Consider the following 16,309-nt stretch of genomic DNA (forward strand, 5'->3'; position numbering starts at 1 on the left):
ATCACCTCGCGAAGCGTGGCGTCGTCGCCCTGCGCCAGCGAGGCCATCAGCCGCGGCACGATCCCGGCGGTGAGCGGGTCAAACAGCGCGGGGTCGAGCGGGGGCCGCCGCGCGGCGGCCGCCGCGGCGGCGGCCGCGGGGCGCGCGCCCCCCGCGCCCCGGGGGGGCGGCGGCGCCGCCGCCGGCCGGCGCGCGGGCCGGGCGCGCCCGGCCGCCGCGGCCCCGGCCTCGAACGTGACCCCCCTGCCCCTGCGCAAGGCCATTGTGCCCGCGGGCCAGCCGCTGCCGCCGCAGCCCTCGCAGAACGAGATCAGCCCCGAAGCGCTGGCCTCGGTGCGCGAGGTCGAGAAACGCGCGCGCCGGCTCACGCTGATGGAACTGACCGAGCGCACCTGCAAATGGCCGATCGGCGATCCGGCAACCGACGATTTCTGGTTCTGCGGCCTGCCCTCGCTGCCGGGCAAACCCTATTGCGAGGCCCATGTCGGCGTGGCCTTCCAGCCGATGAGCGCGCGGCGCGACCGCCGGCGGTGAACCGAGCCTGAGCGCCGGAAAAGCCCCGCCCTGGCGGCGGGGCTTTTCGGGAAAGACGTATTGATCCGTTTGAGAGATTGCCTGGCCGGTGGCGCGGCCCTGCCTGGGCTTGGGTGCAGGACGGCTCCGTTGCACCAACCGGCTGAGGGTTGGGCAACCTTTTTCCGCAAACAGACCTGTCCTGTACCCCTGATGGCGCGTTCAGCACGGCGACACGGAGCCGGAGCCCCTCGGGCCTCCGGTCGAAATCCCCTCCGCGCACTCATTGGCCAGGCAGTTTCGCACAAAGCATCCTGGTTTCCGCGCGGCTTCGGCGGTGAGATCCGCGCCATGGCTGACGGCCGACATCATGGATAAGCTGACCGATGCGACCGAAATCCCTCCATCGGATGGTCGTATCGGGGCCGGGATCGGAGAAAACACCGCTCACGCTTCTCGGGTATCAGTTCGCGCCGGGGAGGCCGGGATGATCCGTTTCCGCCTCCGGGCCGGCAGCGGAGCAGTGGCCACCGCGTCGTTCGGGTTGCCCCTGAGGGAATGGAACCCCCGATCTGATGCAGGGGCCGGGGCAGATCCCTCGGAAAAAAGGGGCAGCAGGCGCGAGGCCGATCAGACTGGTGCCCGGCGCTATCGGCCCCTGTGCCGCCAAGGAAGCCCGACAGGATCCATCTCGGGCGCGACGACAACACAGGGCCATGTGATCCCCGGCCAGGCCGATGCAGGCGGCGCCCCGGATTTCGCAAGGGTCAGCATCATCAGTTCGCGAATCCCCGACTTCAGCACCGCGCCCCTGGCTTTTCCGTCCCTGCCTCTGGTGGATCGGGTTCAGGATGAAGCGATGCGGCTCTGATGTCCGGATTTTGCAGATGTATTCGTAGGGCGTGAGGCCGCCGAGGCTCCTGAGGCACCATGCGAAGGTGCAGGCTGCCATGAAGTCGGAGAAGTGGGTGCGCTAGTTGATCGTGGCTGTCGTAGTGGAAGCGCCTGACGGTCGCCTCCCTGATCCGTCACCGGCCCCCCTTGCGGCTCCCCCGGCTGAAGCGGCGGAACATGCTGTTCCACGAACCGAACACATCCGGCAGGTCTCGCCAGGGCGAGCCCGTACGACCCACGGCACCGCCTCATCGAACATCCGGTTGTCGCGCGTCCGACCGTCGCCGATGATATGCTCCGAAATCCGGTCCCATTGCCCGTCCGAGAGCACCAGCCGATCCAGGGTCCCCGTCGCAATCCTCCTGCGACGGAAACCTTGAATCACTTCCAGTCAAAAATGCGAACCCCAGGAGCCCACACAACCTGGAGGGTTGTTTACATTTCTTACAATGTCTCGTCGGTCCCGCCCGCCGGCGCTCTGGCACCGGCTCTGGTCGGCAACCGCATGTCGGGCGACACGGCGCTGTGACACCCCCAATGCAACTGTGGTCACTCGCAGCCCCGTCCCGCTCTGCACCCCGCAAATCAAGGTGAGGAAATTGAGCAGCGGTATCGATGGCGCGCTTTCAGTGCGTACTTTGACCGGCAGCATCGTGATCACCCCCGGCACGATCGGGTGGCGGGTGGGCGGTGCTGATCACCACGATACTCTGACCGGCTGCGGCAGGGGACAGGCATGATGTCAGGATATCCGCTGAAACTTCAGCCCTGCATGGATCCTGACAGGCCAAAATTTCTGCCAAAGCCAATCTGCCGTTTGGCCAGAATCGCCGGGCCGCAACAAATGACCGAGGCGTTTTCCCGGCCTGTGCGCGGGTCCCCGGCACCCTTCCCAGGTGCAGCTTTCGCAACCTCTCCGATGATCCGCGCCTTGCGCCGGAAATGGTCAGCAAGGGAGACAAGTCACAAGGAACTGATGTTCCCCGAGAGCATATCCATCGCCTCGATTGCGGCAGCTGCGGCTCACCGATCCGTCTGAACAGCCTGTCCTGACGGGAACATCATCGCAGGCGCGCCCCTTCACCCCCGCCGGATCGCCGCCCCCAGACCGTTCATCAGCCCCTCAAAAATCGGGAAAGAGGTGACGATGGGCGAGCCGTCGTCCACCGCGATCTCGCGTTGCGCCGCCATGCCCGCGACGAGGAAGCTCATGGCGATGCGGTGATCGAGATGCGTCCTGCAGGTCGCGCCGCCGGGCATCCCGCCCGGTCCCATACCGTGGACGATCAGCGTGTCCTCGTCTTCTTCGATCCGCACCCCGCAGGCCTCAAGCCCACGGGCCATGGCGTCGATCCGGTCGCTCTCCTTGACGCGCAACTCCTTCACGCCGCGCATCACCGTGGTGCCGGTTGCGAAAGCCGCCACAACCGAAAGCACCGGATATTCGTCGATCATCGAGGGCGCGCGCTCAGGCGGCACTTCGATCCCCCTCAGATCCGGCGAGAAGCGCACCCGCAGATCGGCGACCGGCTCGCCGCCCTCTTCGCGCGGGTTCTCGAAACCGATCAGCGCGCCCATCTCGACCAGGGTCAGGTAAAGCCCGTTGCGGGTCAGGTTCTGGCTGACACCGGGAACGAAGATCTCGGAGCCTTCGGTGATCAGCGCGGCGCAGACCGGAAAGGCGGCCGAGCTCGGATCGCGCGGCACCGCTACGGTCTGCGGCCGCAACTCGGGGCGGCCTTTCAGTGTGATGACATGACCCTCATGGCTCCGTTCCACCGACAGATCGGCGCCGAAACCGATCAGCATCCGCTCGGAATGATCGCGGGTAGGCTCGCGCTCGATCACCACCGTCTCGCCCGGCGCGTTCAGACCTGCGAGCAGCACCGCGGATTTCACCTGGGCCGAGGCCACCGGCAGCGTGTAGCGCACCGGCACCGGATCGGCGGCGCCGACCAGCACCATCGGCAGCCGCCCGCCCTGGCGCCCGTAAGCCTGGCAACCAAACAGCGAGAGCGGATCGGTGACGCGGCCCATCGGGCGCTTGCGAAGGCTGGCATCGCCGGTGAAGGTCGCGGTGATCGGCGTCGTTGCCATGGTGCCCATGATCAGCCGCACGCCGGTGCCGGAATTGCCGCAGTCGATCACGTTCTCCGGCTCGCGGAAGCCACCGACGCCGACACCCGCGACCGTCCAGGCGCCCTCGCCGTGGCGGCTGACGCTGGCACCGAAAGCCCGCATCGCCGCGGCGGTGTCGAGCACGTCCTGGCCTTCCAGCAGCCCGGTGATCTTCGTCTCGCCCACGGCCATCGCGCCGAAGATCAGCGCGCGGTGCGAGATCGACTTGTCGCCCGGCACCGAGGCGGTGCCTTTCAGCGGCCCGCTCTTTGCCGAGATCATCCCCTGCGCTTCACCATGGCCCGACATTCCGCTCTCCCGTCCCGGCAATTCCTCCGCCTGATAGCGCAAGCAATGCAGGGGGTCCAGCACCGGCGCCCCTGTCCGCGCAGGGACGCTCCGCGGGGGGTATTTATGTCAGGATGAAAGCCCTTTCACCTTGACTTAAATACCCCCGCCGGAGGCATCCCCGGCCTCAGTCCCGCCGGAACGTCAGGTAATGGGGCGAGCGGCCCTCGCGCAGGGCCTTTTGCTCGTAGCGGGTCGAAAGCCAGTCGGGCCAGGCCCCGCCCGCACCTGCCTCGCGTTCCAGCCGGAAGCCGGCGGGCGGCACTTCCTCATGCGCCTGGCGGACATAATCGGGGATGTCGGTCGCGATGCGGAATTCGGCGCCCGGCGCCATCACGCGATGGAGCGGCGCAAGGTAGCCCGGGGTGACGAAGCGGCGGCGGTGGTGGCGGGCTTTCGGCCAGGGATCGGGATAGTTGAGGAAGCATTTCTCCACCACGCCGTCGGGCAGCACGTCAAAGAGGTCGCGCACGTCGCCGGGGTGGATCGAAAGGTTCTGAACCCCCGCAGCCCGGATCTTGCCCAGAAGCATGGCGACGCCGTTCACGAAGGGCTCGCAGCCGATCAGATGGATCTGCGGGTTCAGCGCCGCCATATGGACCAGATGCTCGCCGCCGCCGAAGCCGACCTCCAGCCAGACCGGGCGGGCGCCGAACTGGGTCATGTCCAGCACCGTGCGGGCGGCATTCTCCTGCACGGTCACGCCTTTCAGCCGCATCGCCTCCAGATCGTTGGCCAGATAGTCCTTCTGGCTCGCGCGCAGGGTCTTGCCCTTCGAGCGGCCATAGAAATTGCGGTGCGGCTGCGGGGTGTCGGGGTCGGACATCAGGGGCCTCGGGCTGGCGGGAACCGGGGCGCGTCTAAAGCCCGCGCCCTGTCGGGTCAACCCAAAGGAAAAGGCGCCCGCGAGGGGCGCCTCTTGCCGTCTGCCGGGTTTCAGACCGCCTTCTTCAGCTCCCCGGCCAGATCCACGCGCTCCCAGGAGAAGCCGCCGTCGGCCTCGGGCGCGCGGCCGAAATGGCCATAGGCCGAGGTGCGGGCATAGATCGCACGATTCAGGCCCAGATGGGTGCGGATGCCGCGCGGGGTCAGGTCCAGCACCTTCGGCAGCGCCGCCTCGATCACGCTGTCGGGGATGCGGCCGGTGCCATGGGTGTCGACATAGATCGACTGCGGCTCGGCCACGCCGATCGCATAGGCGACCTGCACGGTGCAGCGATCGGCCAGATCCGCCGCCACCACGTTCTTCGCGAGGTAACGCGCGGCATAGGCGGCCGAGCGGTCGACCTTGGTCGGATCCTTGCCGGAAAACGCGCCGCCGCCATGCGGGGCCGCGCCGCCATAGGTGTCGACGATGATCTTGCGCCCGGTCAGCCCGGCGTCGCCGTCCGGTCCGCCGATCACGAAAGTGCCGGTCGGATTGACGTGCCAGACGGTGTTCCCGGTGATCCAGCCCGAGGGCAGCACCTCGCGGATATAGGGTTCCACGATGGCGCGGATATCGGCCGAAGTCTGGTTCACGTCGGAATGCTGGGTCGAGAGCACGATCGAGGTGACCTCGACGGGCTTCCCGTCCTCGTAGCGCAGCGAGAGCTGCGACTTGGCGTCGGGGCGCAGCGTCGGCTGCTCGCCCGATTTGCGCACCTCGGCCAGGCGGCGCAGGATCGCATGGGCATATTGAATCGGCGCCGGCATCAGCTCGGGCGTCTCGCGGCAGGCATAGCCGAACATGATGCCCTGATCGCCCGCGCCGTCCTTGTCCACGCCCTGCGCGATATGCGCCGATTGCGGATGCAGGAAATTCTGCACTTTCAGCGTGTTCCAGTGGAACTCGTCCTGTTCGTAACCGATGTCCTTCACGCAGTCGCGCACGATGGTCTCGACCCGGCCCAGCATGGTTTCAAGCGCCGCCTTGTCGCTTAAGCCGACCTCGCCGCCGACCACCACGCAATTCGTGGTGGCGAAGGTCTCGCAGGCGACACGGGCATTGGCTTCCTCGGCCAGAAAGGCGTCGAGCACGGCATCGGAAATCCGGTCGCAGACCTTGTCGGGATGCCCCTCCGAAACCGATTCGGAGGTGAAGACGTAATTCTTGCGGCTCATATGAAAGTGCTCCGTTGGGTGATCCCCGCCACGTCAGGAAGCCGTTGTGGCGGTTCTGTCCGACCCGCTTAGCCGCAGGGTCGGCAACAATCAAGCATTGTCGCGGCGGCGCGGCAAAAGGGGCATCAGCGCCAGCAAAGCGAGGAGCACGGCGACGAGCGGCACCTCCCCCGCCCGGGCCAGCATGCGCGCATAGGGCGGCGGCGGAAGCGCACCGGGAATGGGCGCGTCGATCACGCCCCCGGCGCCAAGCGCCAGCGCGGCGCCCGCCACCCGCCCGCGCGCGTCGATCACCGCCGAGATCCCGGTATTGGCGGCGCGCAGAAGTGGCAGGCCCTGCTCAACGGCGCGCAGCCTCGTCTGGGCGAAATGCTGATACGGCCCGGTCAAAGTGCCGAACCAGGCGTCGTTGGTGACCTGGAGCATCCAGTCGGCGCGTTCCTCGGTCACCAGATCGCCCGGAAAGATCGCCTCATAGCAGATCAGCGGCAGCGCCCGGCCCGCCGCACCGAAATCCAGCAGATTGCGGGTCTCGCCGGCGGTATAGCCTGCACCGGCCTGGCTCGCGAAAGCGCGCAGGCCGAAGCTCTGATAAAGCAGATCGCCCATCGGGATATATTCCCCGAACGGAACCAGATGGATCTTGTCAAAGCTCTGGCCGATCCGCCCACCCTCGCCGAAAACCGCAAGCGTGTTCCAGGCCATGTCGTCCCGGTCGCGCTGGATCCCCGTCGCGACCGGACGCCCGCCCCCCGCCTCCGAGATCGTCAGCGCGACGCCCTCGCCCTCGGTGATCAGATAGGGCACCGCCGTCTCAGGCCAGATCACCAGATCGGTCTGTGCGCCCGCGGTCATGGCAAGCAGGCGGCGGAAGTTTTCGGCCGCCTCGTCGGGGTCCCATTTCAGGCTCTGCTCGATATTGGGCTGCACGATACGCGCGAGCGCCCCTTGCGGCTCGGGCTCGGGCAGAGCCAGCCGGTGCCAGGACCAGCCGGCGCAAAGCCCGAGGATCAGCGCCGCCACCAGCCCGCCGCGCAGCCGCCCGAAGGACAAGGGCGCGGCCAGCGCCGCCAGCGTCAGCGCCGTCATGCCGTAAGCCCCGGTCAGCGCCGCCACCTGGACCAGAGGCGTGTCGATCCAGATATGGCCGGGCAAGGCCCAGGGAAAGCCGGTCAGCACATGGCCGCGCGCCAGTTCCGCCAGCGCCAGCAGCAGCGCAAAGCCCATCGCGCCGCTGTTCAGCCGCCGCGCGGCCCAGGCGGCGAGGGCCCAGAACAACCCGAGGCCGAAGGCGATCATCACCACCGCGAAAGGCGCCATCCAGCCGTGGCGCCAGGGATCGACGAAAAAGGGCTGCACGATCCAGCTCAGCCCCAGCCCGAACCAGCCGGCGCCGATGAACAGCCCGCGCCGGAACGCCGCGCGCGGGTCCGGCGCATCGGCGACCCGTTTCAGGATCAGAACGAAAGCCGCGAGCGACACCGGCCACAGGCCAAAGGGCGCCTGGCCCAGCACCGCCGCCGCACCCAGCACGAAATCCTGCGCGGCACCGCGCCAGCCGGCGGCAAAGCCGCGGAACGCGCGCGCCCTCATCGGATCAGCCCGCGCGCCCCGGCAGCCGCAGCCGCAGCCGCTTGATGCGGCGCACATCTGCATCGACCACTTCGATCGTGGCACCGCTCTCCAGCGTCACCACCTCGCCCTTCGCGGGCACATGGCCGGTGCGCAGAAAGACCAGACCGCCGATGGTGTCGATCTCCTCGTCCTCGACCGCCCCGCGCAGGCGGATGTTCAGCGCCGCCTCCAGATCCTCCAGCTCGGCGGTGGATTGCGCGACGATCACGCCGGGCGCTTCCTCTTTCCACAAAAGCCCCGCCTCTTCGTCATGCTCGTCCTCGATCTCGCCGATGACGGTTTCGATCAGATCCTCGATGGTCGCCAGCCCGTCCACACCGCCGTATTCGTCAATCACCAGCGCCATATGCACCCGATCCTTCTGCATCTTCTGCAAAAGCGTGGCGGCGGGCATCGAGGGCGGAGCGTAGAGAATCGGGCGCAGCAGGTCCTGAAGGCTGAACGCCCCGCCCTGACCAAACCCATGGCGCAGCGCCAGATCCTTCAGCAGCACGAGGCCGAGCGGATGGTCGAGGCTTTCGCCATAGACCGGCAGGCGCGAAAACCCGTGCTGGCGGAAGACCTCGACCAGTTCCGCAAGCCCGGTCTCCAGCGAGACGGCGACGATCTCGGCCTTGGGGATCGCCACATCGTCAACGCTGAGCCGGTGCAGCGCGGCCAGACCGCTCGGCGCGGCGGCGGTGGGGGGGCTGTCGGCCTCGGATGGGGAAAAGGCCGAGATCAGCCGTCCGAAAAAACCCCGTCCCGCGCTTTCCTGTGGCGGGCTGTCTGCCAGCCCCTCGGATAAATCCTGCGCCGCTGTCGAACCGTCGTTGCTACTGCCCATCGTCCTTTTGTCCGGCAAGAGCATCCGTTCTGTGGATGCCGCGTTTAATATGGGTCGGGAAGGCCCATGGCCGCAAGTATGCGCACCTCATGCGCCTCCATAAGCTGCGCATCGGCCTCATGGATGTGATCATAACCCAACAGATGCAATATCGCATGAACGATCAGATGCGTCACATGCGCCGCCGGATCCTTGCCCTGCGCGGCCGCCTCGCTCATGCAGGTCTCGTAAGCGATGGCGATGTCGCCCAGTTCCAGCGGCCCGCCGGTCGGATCCGGTTCGGGCGGATCCGGTTCGGGCGGCTCCGGCTCGGCGCCCGGCTCCTCCGCCGCGCGCTCGTCCGAGGGCCAGGACAGCACATTGGTCGGCACGGGCTTTCCGCGGAACTCGGTGTTGAGCGCAGCGATCCGCGCATCGTCGCAGGCCAGAACCGAGATCAGATGATCCTCCGGCACATGTCCCAAATGCGCGAGCGCCGCCCGCGCGGCGCGTTCGGCCAGATCCTCCAGCCCGAACGCCTGCCAGCGGTCGTCCTCGAAAACGGTTTCGGTGAGCATCGTCATGGCGCCGCGCCTATCCCGCCGCCGCGCCTGTGACAAGGGGTGGAGAGGGGGCCCGAAGATGCCGGCCCGAACCAGGGGCGCCTGCATCTTCACCCCTCGCCCGTTCCGGCCCCCCCCCGGGATATTTAAGGACAGAAAATGAACAGGATCGCGCAGGATATTTTCTGTCTAAAAATATCCCCGCCGGAGGCATCCGCGCCTGAAAGGCGCGGACCACTTCAGCATCCCCCGCGGCTGCGCTTCAGCCTTTCGCCTCGTCGGCGTCCCAGGCCTCGATGATGCGGGCGACCAGCGGGTGGCGCACCACATCCTTCGATGTGAAATAGTTGAACGAAACCCCGTTCACACCTTTCAGGATGCGCTCTGCCTCAGACAGGCCCGAGGTCACGCCGCGCGGCAGGTCGACCTGGGTGCGGTCGCCGGTGATCACCATGCGCGAGCCCTCGCCCAGCCGGGTCAGGAACATCTTCATCTGCATCGCGGTGGCGTTCTGCGCCTCGTCCAGCACCACGAAAGCGTTCGACAAAGTGCGCCCGCGCATGAAGGCCAGCGGCGCGATCTCGATCCGCTTCTCGGCCAGCAGCTTTTCCACCTGACGCGCCGGGAGAAAGTCGTTCAGCGCGTCGTAGAGCGGCTGCATATAGGGATCGACCTTCTCCTTCATGTCGCCGGGCAGGAAGCCGAGCCGCTCGCCTGCCTCGACCGCGGGGCGCGACAGCACGATCCGCTCGACCGCCCCCGAGATGAACATGGTCACCCCGACGGCCACCGCGAGATAGGTCTTGCCGGTCCCCGCCGGGCCGATGCCGAAGCCCAGCTCGTTGCGGAACAGATTGGCGACATAGGTCTTCTGCGCCTCGGTCCGGGGCTCGATCGGCTTCTTGCGGGTGCGAAGTTCCATCCCCGGCGAGAAGAGCTCGATCTGCTCGCCCTCGGGCGTTGCGGCCTGCGGGTGCGCCATGCGCAGCGCGCCATCGACATCGCCCGCGACCACGCCACGCCCCGCCTCCAGCCGGGCGTAAAGCGATCTGAGCACTGCCGCGGCCTGTTCGCGCGCGCCTTTCTCTCCGACCACCGTCAGGCGGTTGCCGCGCCTGAGCACATGAATCCCAAGCTGATGTTCGATCTGGGCGAGATTGCGGTCGTATTCGCCGCACAGCTCGATCAGCAGCCGGTTGTCGGGAAATTCGAGGACCGTCTCAACCATGTCCTCGGGGCTGGTCGGGGGGGTCAGCGCGCTGATGCCCAAAAGGGTCTCCTTCCTGCAAGAGCCTTATCCCGATGCTGCGCCCGAATCCCGCGATCTGGCAAGAGTTTTCCGCAACCACACCAGATGTTGCGCGAAAAGCCCTGCGGACGGCGACGCCGGAAAGGCAAAGAGCCGCCACGGGGGCGGCTCTTATCCAACCTGGCGGAAGGAAATCAGTTCCCTCTGCGCACCACGGTCGAGCGGGCCGACCCCGGCACCAGATCGCGGATCCCCGGATTGGCCGACTGGTAGTCGCCCAGCACCGTGCCCGGCGGATAGTGATCGTTGCAGACCGGCAGGCCCGAAACCGGATCGTAGCGCGGCGACGAATAGCCTTCCAGCCCGTCGTCGATGATCCAGTTCTGGCAGCCGTCGGGATCATAGGCGATGGCGGCGCGGCCGTTCTGCAACACGCCGGTGTCGCGTCCCTTGTCCAGCCCGGTCGCGATCACCGATTGCGAACCGCGGTAGCCGGTGGTGCCCTCAAAACTCTCGCAGCCGGCCAGCAGCGCGGCACCGAGAAGGACGGTCACGAATTTCGTGGTCATGCTCATGCCCTCACCAGCGATAGCAAACGATTTCGACGCGGCGATTCTTCGCCATTCCGGCGGCGGTCGCATTGGTGGCGACCGGGTAGCGCTCGCCGAAGCCAAGCTCGCGCTCGACCGAGGCGCCGACCGAGCGGGCCACATCCGCGACCGCGCGCGCGCGCCGCTGCGACAGGCTCATGTTGTATTCGTCCGAGGCGCGGCTGTCGGTATGGCCGTAGATCGCATAGCCGAAGGCCCCCGCCGAGGAGAAGAACTGCGCCAGCCGCTCGCGTCCGGCGCCGGTCAGTTTCGCGCTGTCGGTCGCGAAGAGCTGATCGGTGTTCTCGACAAGGCAGGTGTTCTTTTTCAGGCAGACCGGCTTGCCGGTTTTCGGGTCGCGGCGCGGCACCATGTAACCTTCCAGCCCGCCGTCGGCCCACCAGTGCATGCAGCCGTCGTCGTCGATCCAGACGCCCCATTCGATCTTGCCGGTGACGACCGTGCGGTCGATAGTCCGGTCCTGAGCCGGCGCGACGCCCGCCCCGATCACTCCGGCCGCCAGCGCGACCCCTCCGATTATACCTCGCACGGCGCGTGAAAAACCGATCACAGCCAGCCCCCTTCACTCATATGTGGCAGCAACGGGGAGAATTGCCGCCCCAAAGAGGGCAAGTAAAGCGAATCTGGTTTTTTATGGTATTTTACAATAGTTTAGTGTAAAATCTTAAAGATCGCGGCGGATTGGCGCGGGGCGGAAAACAATGCCGCGCGCCGCGCCGATTCCCTGTTCTGCCGCGCTGACGCCAACCGGCACCGCCGCCAGCGAGTTCGCCGCAGCGGCAGTCACCCGCGCCCTGACCAGATCGCCGACCCCTCCCGCGGGGTCCTCGACATGCACCGCCATCAGATGTTCGGACTTGCCGACCATCTGGCCCGGCAGCCGCCCCGGCTTCTCGTAGAGCACCGATATCTCGCGCCCGACCATCGCCGCCTGCGCCGCGCGCTGCTGATCGAGGATCAGCGCCTGCAACTCCTGAAGCCGCACATCGGCCACCGCCGCTTCGACCGGCGGCTTTTCCGCCGCGGGCGTACCGGGGCGGGCGGAATATTTAAAGCTGAAGGCCGCGCCGTAGCCCACCCGGCGGATCAGATCCATCGTATCGGCGAAATCCTGATCGGTCTCGCCCGGGAAACCCACGATGAAATCCGAGGTCATCAGAATGTCGGGACGCACCGCGCGGATGCGGTCGATCAGCCGGAAATACTGATCGCGGGTATGCTTGCGGTTCATCGCCTTCAGGATCCGGTCCGAGCCCGACTGCACCGGCAGATGCAGATAGGGCATCAGCTGCGGAACCTCGCCATGGGCCGCGATCAGGTCGTCGTCCATGTCGTTGGGATGGCTGGTGGTGTAGCGGATGCGGTCCAGCCCGTCGATGTCCGCCAGTTGCCGGATCAGCCGGCCGAGGCTCCAGGTGCCGGTCTCGCCCTCGCCGTGGTAGCCGTTGACGTTCTGGCCCAGAAGCGTGATCTCGCGCACGCCCCGCGCCACCAGGTCGCGCGCCTCGCGCATCAGCCGGGCCGCCGGGCGCGAGACCTCGGCCCCGCGGGTATAGGGCACCACGCAGAAGGCGCAGAACTTGTCGCAGCCCTCCTGCACGGTCAGAAACGCCGTCGGGCCGCGATAGCTTTTGCGCTGCGGCAGATGGTCGAACTTGTCCTCGGGCGGGAAATCGGTATCGACCTGCGGGCCCTTCGCCTCGGCCATGGCGGGCAGGCGGTGATAGGCCTGCGGGCCGACGACGATATCGACCAGCGGCATCCGGCGCTGGATCTCGGCCCCTTCGGCCTGGGCCACGCAGCCGGCGACGCCGATCTTCAGATCCGGGCGCTCCAGCTTCAGCGGACGCAGCCGGCCGAGGTCGGAATAGAGCTTCTCGCTCGCCTTCTCGCGGATATGGCAGGTGTTCAGCAGAACCATATCGGCGTCTTCGGCCCTGTCGGTCAGCACATAACCCTTCGCGCCCATGGCCTCGGCCATGCGCTCGCTGTCGTAGACGTTCATCTGACAGCCATAGGTCTTGATGAACAGCTTCTTCGCCCCCGGCTCTGCTGCGGGCGCCGTCGGGGTTTCGGGGTTCGGCATGGGGTTCGGCATAGGGCGTGCCTCCTGAGCCCCGCTTTCTACACCGCCCCCCGATGCGCGACAACACCCCCGGTTCTTCGCGCTTGCCTCCGCCCGCCGCATCGCGGATTCTGCGCCCGGGACGGCGGCAGGCGGGTGCAGGATGCGTTACGGTTCGGTTGAGGAATTCCTCGGGAAGGGGCAGCTGGCCGGGTCACGCGGCCCGGTCGCGCTGATCATGGCCGAGGACGAAGTCGAGCTGGACAGCACCCTGCGCCACCATCTGGCGGGCGGCTTCAGCCGTATCCTGCTGTTCGCGCCGCCGGATCTGAGCCCGGGCCTCGAAGCCGCGCCGGATTTCAGCGGCCGGATCGACCGGATCGACGACGACGTTTTCGCCGAGGACGCGCTGGTCACCGCGGTGAACCGGGTCATGGACGCCGCCGCCGGGGCCTGGCTCTTCTGGTGCTACAATGCGGAATATCTGTTCTTTCCCTTCTGCGAGAGCCGCACGATCAGCGATCTGGTGGGCTTCCACGCCGAGGAACGCCGCGAGGCGATGCTGACCTATGTGATCGACCTCTATGCCTGCGATCTCGACCGCTTCCCCAATGCCGTCTCGCTGGAAGACGCCCATCTCGACCGTTCCGGCTATTACGCGCTGACGCGGAAGGAGGCCGAGCCGCCCTGGACCGAGAAGGAACGCCAGATGGATTTCTTCGGGGGGCTGCGCTGGCGGTTCGAGGAACACGTGCCCTGGACACGGCGCAAGATCGACCGGATCTCGATCCTGCGCGCGAAGAGAGGGCTGCGGCTCAGGCCCGATTTCACCCTGTCCGAGGAAGAGATGAACACTTTCGCCTGCCCCTGGCATCACAATGTGACGGCGACGGTCTGCTCGTTCCGCACTGCCAAGGCCTTGCGCACCAACCCCGGCAGCCGCGACGAAATCCGCACCTTTCGCTGGCACAATTCCGAGCCCTTCCGCTGGGAGAGCCAGCAGCTGATGGACCTCGGCCTGATGGAGCCCGGCCAGTGGTTCTGACCCGGGGCCGGGCTCTGTTGTCACCTGCGGCAGCGGACGCCCGGGGCAGCGAACGGCCGCAAGTCCCGCGAAGCAGGCCCGCGGGCGTGATCCAGAGACTGCGGGATCCGCGCTCAATCCTGCGTTTGCCGCGCCCCCCGGCCCGGCCCGGCCTACCCCAGCCTCGCCCGGATCCGGGCGCCGACCTCGGCGAAGTCCATCTGGCCGGTGTATTTCGCCTTCAGCGCCGCCATAACCCGGCCCATGTCGCGGATCGACCCCGCGCCGAGCGCGGCGATCTCGGTATCGATGGCGGCGGCGGTTTCCTCTGCCGAAAGCTGGCGCGGCAGGAACTCGCCGATCACAACCACTTCGGCCAGTTCCTTTTCGGCCAGTTCCAGCCGCCCGGCCTCTTCGTAGATCCGCGCGCTTTCCTGGCGCTGCTTCACCAGCCTGCCCAGAAGCGCGAGGATTTCGGCCTCGCCGACACCCTCGTCGCCGCGGCCCTCGCCGCGCAAAGCGATGTCGCGGTCGCGGATCGCGGCATTCAGCAGCCGCAGCGTCGAGGTCCGCGCCGCGTCGCGCGCCTTCATCGCCTCTTTCAGCGCCATCGACAGGCGTTCACGCAGACTCATCCCGGCCTCCTTTGTCGGCACAAGGCCCAGCCTGCCATGTCGCGGCGATTCCGGCAAGCCGGGGCATCCGCGTCAAGCCATTGTTTACAAACATAAATCCATTTCCCGCAAAGCCTTGACCCTTCGGAGCCGCGGGCATAGGTTGCGCCCGTTTACCCCGGAGAGTCCCATGCCGCACGCAGCCCCCCGCCCCACTGCCTGTCTTGCGCTTGCCGATGGCACGCTGTTCTACGGCCAGGGCTTCGGCGCCACAGGCGAGACGGTCGCCGAACTGGTGTTCAACACCGCGATGACCGGCTACCAGGAGATCGTCACCGACCCCTCTTACGCGGGCCAGGTGGTGACCTTCACCTTCCCCCATATCGGCAACACCGGCGTCACCCCCGAGGATGACGAGACCGGCCAGCCCGCCGCCGCCGGGGTGGTGGTGAAATGGGACCCGACCGAGCCCTCGAACTGGCGTGCGACCGGCGATCTGCGGGCCTGGCTGGCGAAGATCGGCCGCATCGGCATCGGCGGCATCGACACCCGCCGCCTGACCCGCGCGATCCGCCAGCAGGGCGCGCCGCATGTCGCGCTCGCCCACGACCCCGAGGGCAAATTCGACATCGAGGCGCTGGTGGCGAAGGCGCGGGCCTGGAAGGGGCTGGTGGGCCTCGATCTGGCCAAAGACGTGACCTGCGCCCAAAGCTATGCCTGGGACGAGAAACGCTGGGCCTGGCCCGAGGGCTATACGAAGCGCGAGACGCCCGGCCCGAAGGTGGTCGCCGTCGATTTCGGTGCCAAGCGCAACATCCTGCGCTGCCTCGCCTCGACCGGCTGCGATGTCGTCGTGCTGCCCGCCACCGCCACCGCCGAGGAGGTGCTGGCCCATGATCCGGCCGGTGTGTTCCTCTCGAACGGCCCCGGCGATCCGGCGGCGACCGGCGAATATGCGGTGCCGATGATCAAAGGCGTGCTGGAGCGCGACCTGCCGCTGTTCGGCATCTGCCTCGGCCATCAGATGCTGGCGCTGGCGCTCGGCGCAGAGACCCGCAAGATGAACCACGGCCACCACGGCGCCAACCATCCGGTGAAGGATCTGACCACCGGCAAGGTGGAAATCACCTCGATGAACCACGGCTTCACTGTCGATGCCGACACCCTGCCCGAGGGCGTGGTCGAGACCCATGTCTCGCTGTTCGACGGCACCAACTGCGGCATCGCGATCAAGGGGCGGCCGGTGTTCTCGGTGCAATACCACCCCGAGGCGAGCCCCGGCCCGCAGGACAGCTACTACCTGTTCGACCGCTTCGTCGAGGCGATCCGCGCACGGCAGGCGACGGCCTGAGCCTCGCGCCTGCGCTGGCGCGAGGCTTCGTCCATCCCCTCGCCCGAGAGGGCGGCCCGGCCTCCGGGCTGCCGGGAAAGGCCCTGAACGGCAGGCGACGTTCCGGGCATCGCCACTCGCGGCATGGCTCAACCGGGCGCCGCCAGGGAAGCGGTTGCCCGCCCCGCGCCAGGCAAGAGCATCGTCGCCTCCTTCGTTCGGGCATCGCCGAAGCGGCGGCCCGCCAAAATGACCATGACCCGCTGCGCGGGCAACGTTCCGGCAGAGGCGCGGACAGCGGGCGCTTTGGTCCCTGGCGCCTTAGCCGGCATCCCCCCTGCGCCCCGGTGACGGAGAGCTGCGACATCGCCCGCAGCGGACCAGCCCGCACCAGACATTTCGCTTTCCTTAACCGCTCGTTAATCATCAGCCCCCAT

At 67.3% G+C, this 16,309-nt stretch carries 14 protein-coding genes, 4 pseudogenes and 1 riboswitch; of the genes and pseudogenes, 4 read left to right on the forward strand and 14 right to left on the reverse strand.

The genetic code is table 11. From position 1 onward, the window contains the following. Window positions 1–534, forward strand: a 534-nt coding sequence (locus XINFAN_RS22300; RefSeq protein ID WP_233352342.1) for a GcrA family cell cycle regulator, incomplete at its 5' end; no start/stop codon positions are given. A 199-nt stretch (window positions 535–733) separates the two neighbouring features. Here XINFAN_RS22300 and XINFAN_RS22305 read toward each other — a convergent pair. Then, window positions 734–880, reverse strand: a pseudogene (locus XINFAN_RS22305) (IS5/IS1182 family transposase); the annotation flags it as partial. Window positions 881–883: 3 nt separating this feature from the next. On the opposite strand from XINFAN_RS22305, the gene XINFAN_RS21850 reads away from it, so the two are divergent. Then, window positions 884–1,384: a hypothetical protein gene (locus XINFAN_RS21850; RefSeq protein WP_160144655.1), complete on the forward strand. Its 501-nt coding sequence runs from the start codon at window positions 884–886 to the stop codon at window positions 1,382–1,384. Here XINFAN_RS21850 and XINFAN_RS22310 read toward each other — a convergent pair. The 12 genes and pseudogenes from XINFAN_RS22310 to miaB form a co-directional block, all read right to left on the reverse strand. Then, window positions 1,337–1,538, reverse strand: a pseudogene (locus XINFAN_RS22310) (IS481 family transposase); the annotation flags it as partial. The gene XINFAN_RS21850 and the pseudogene XINFAN_RS22310 overlap by 48 nt on opposite strands. A gap of 12 nt (window positions 1,539–1,550) precedes the next feature. Next, a pseudogene (locus XINFAN_RS18025) lies at window positions 1,551–1,750 on the reverse strand (transposase); the annotation flags it as partial. A 737-nt stretch (window positions 1,751–2,487) separates the two neighbouring features. Continuing rightward, window positions 2,488–3,834: a 3-phosphoshikimate 1-carboxyvinyltransferase gene (aroA, locus tag XINFAN_RS18030; protein ID WP_124088256.1), complete on the reverse strand. Its 1,347-nt coding sequence runs from the start codon at window positions 3,832–3,834 to the stop codon at window positions 2,488–2,490. Between the two features lie 166 nt (window positions 3,835–4,000). Continuing rightward, window positions 4,001–4,699 carry a tRNA (guanine(46)-N(7))-methyltransferase TrmB gene (trmB, locus tag XINFAN_RS18035; protein ID WP_124088257.1) on the reverse strand — a complete coding sequence of 233 codons (699 nt, stop codon included), beginning with the start codon at window positions 4,697–4,699 and terminating at the stop codon, window positions 4,001–4,003. Window positions 4,700–4,809: 110 nt separating this feature from the next. Beyond that, complete coding sequence (metK, locus tag XINFAN_RS18040; RefSeq protein WP_124088258.1) at window positions 4,810–5,976, reverse strand: methionine adenosyltransferase; 1,167 nt, start codon at window positions 5,974–5,976, stop codon at window positions 4,810–4,812. Window positions 5,977–5,983: 7 nt separating this feature from the next. Beyond that, a riboswitch (SAM-SAH riboswitch) is annotated at window positions 5,984–6,032 on the reverse strand. Between the two features lie 34 nt (window positions 6,033–6,066). Continuing rightward, on the reverse strand, window positions 6,067–7,569 hold the full coding sequence (lnt, locus tag XINFAN_RS18045; protein ID WP_124088259.1) for an apolipoprotein N-acyltransferase: 1,503 nt from the start codon (window positions 7,567–7,569) through the stop codon (window positions 6,067–6,069). Between the two features lie 4 nt (window positions 7,570–7,573). Beyond that, entirely contained in the window at window positions 7,574–8,437 is an 864-nt protein-coding gene (locus tag XINFAN_RS18050) for a CBS domain-containing protein (RefSeq protein ID WP_124088260.1), read from the reverse strand. A 44-nt stretch (window positions 8,438–8,481) separates the two neighbouring features. Continuing rightward, window positions 8,482–9,000, reverse strand: coding sequence for an rRNA maturation RNase YbeY (gene ybeY / locus XINFAN_RS18055; protein WP_233352351.1), 519 nt, complete (start codon window positions 8,998–9,000; stop codon window positions 8,482–8,484). 241 nt (window positions 9,001–9,241) lie between these two features. Beyond that, window positions 9,242–10,249, reverse strand: a complete 1,008-nt coding sequence (locus XINFAN_RS18060) for a PhoH family protein (RefSeq protein WP_435530880.1) — start codon at window positions 10,247–10,249, stop codon at window positions 9,242–9,244. 173 nt (window positions 10,250–10,422) lie between these two features. Next, window positions 10,423–10,803 (reverse strand): hypothetical protein, encoded by a 381-nt coding sequence (locus XINFAN_RS18065; RefSeq protein ID WP_160144656.1) that lies wholly within the window; start codon window positions 10,801–10,803, stop codon window positions 10,423–10,425. A 4-nt stretch (window positions 10,804–10,807) separates the two neighbouring features. Continuing rightward, window positions 10,808–11,389: an OmpA family protein gene (locus tag XINFAN_RS18070; RefSeq protein WP_233352353.1), complete on the reverse strand. Its 582-nt coding sequence runs from the start codon at window positions 11,387–11,389 to the stop codon at window positions 10,808–10,810. 192 nt (window positions 11,390–11,581) lie between these two features. After that, window positions 11,582–12,937 (reverse strand): annotated as a pseudogene (miaB, locus tag XINFAN_RS18075) (tRNA (N6-isopentenyl adenosine(37)-C2)-methylthiotransferase MiaB); the annotation flags it as partial. Between the two features lie 130 nt (window positions 12,938–13,067). Between miaB and XINFAN_RS18080 the strand changes: the two are divergent. Next, complete coding sequence (locus XINFAN_RS18080) at window positions 13,068–13,949, forward strand: glycosyltransferase family protein (protein ID WP_124088262.1); 882 nt, start codon at window positions 13,068–13,070, stop codon at window positions 13,947–13,949. 152 nt (window positions 13,950–14,101) lie between these two features. On the opposite strand, the gene XINFAN_RS18085 is transcribed toward XINFAN_RS18080, so the two are convergent. Continuing rightward, complete coding sequence (locus tag XINFAN_RS18085; RefSeq protein WP_124088263.1) at window positions 14,102–14,563, reverse strand: GatB/YqeY domain-containing protein; 462 nt, start codon at window positions 14,561–14,563, stop codon at window positions 14,102–14,104. 169 nt (window positions 14,564–14,732) lie between these two features. Here XINFAN_RS18085 and carA point away from each other — a divergent pair, with 169 nt between their 5' ends. Continuing rightward, window positions 14,733–15,893, forward strand: a complete 1,161-nt coding sequence (gene carA / locus XINFAN_RS18090; RefSeq protein WP_124088264.1) for a glutamine-hydrolyzing carbamoyl-phosphate synthase small subunit — start codon at window positions 14,733–14,735, stop codon at window positions 15,891–15,893. The last annotated feature ends 416 nt before the right edge of the window (window positions 15,894–16,309 follow it).

Source organism: Pseudogemmobacter humi, from assembly GCF_900609055.1.
GTDB lineage: Bacteria > Pseudomonadota > Alphaproteobacteria > Rhodobacterales > Rhodobacteraceae > Pseudogemmobacter > Pseudogemmobacter humi.

Coding starts and splice junctions, on each gene's coding strand:
- lnt (WP_124088259.1), bottom strand. CDS start 7,569: ATGAGGGCGCGCGCGTTCCGCGGCTTTGCCGCCGGCTGGCGCGGTGCC.
- XINFAN_RS18065 (WP_160144656.1), bottom strand. CDS start 10,803: ATGAGCATGACCACGAAATTCGTGACCGTCCTTCTCGGTGCCGCGCTG.
- XINFAN_RS18050 (WP_124088260.1), bottom strand. CDS start 8,437: ATGGGCAGTAGCAACGACGGTTCGACAGCGGCGCAGGATTTATCCGAG.
- XINFAN_RS21850 (WP_160144655.1), top strand. CDS start 884: ATGGATAAGCTGACCGATGCGACCGAAATCCCTCCATCGGATGGTCGT.
- metK (WP_124088258.1), bottom strand. CDS start 5,976: ATGAGCCGCAAGAATTACGTCTTCACCTCCGAATCGGTTTCGGAGGGG.
- aroA (WP_124088256.1), bottom strand. CDS start 3,834: ATGTCGGGCCATGGTGAAGCGCAGGGGATGATCTCGGCAAAGAGCGGG.
- trmB (WP_124088257.1), bottom strand. CDS start 4,699: ATGTCCGACCCCGACACCCCGCAGCCGCACCGCAATTTCTATGGCCGC.
- carA (WP_124088264.1), top strand. CDS start 14,733: ATGCCGCACGCAGCCCCCCGCCCCACTGCCTGTCTTGCGCTTGCCGAT.
- ybeY (WP_233352351.1), bottom strand. CDS start 9,000: ATGACGATGCTCACCGAAACCGTTTTCGAGGACGACCGCTGGCAGGCG.
- XINFAN_RS18085 (WP_124088263.1), bottom strand. CDS start 14,563: ATGAGTCTGCGTGAACGCCTGTCGATGGCGCTGAAAGAGGCGATGAAG.
- XINFAN_RS18080 (WP_124088262.1), top strand. CDS start 13,068: ATGCGTTACGGTTCGGTTGAGGAATTCCTCGGGAAGGGGCAGCTGGCC.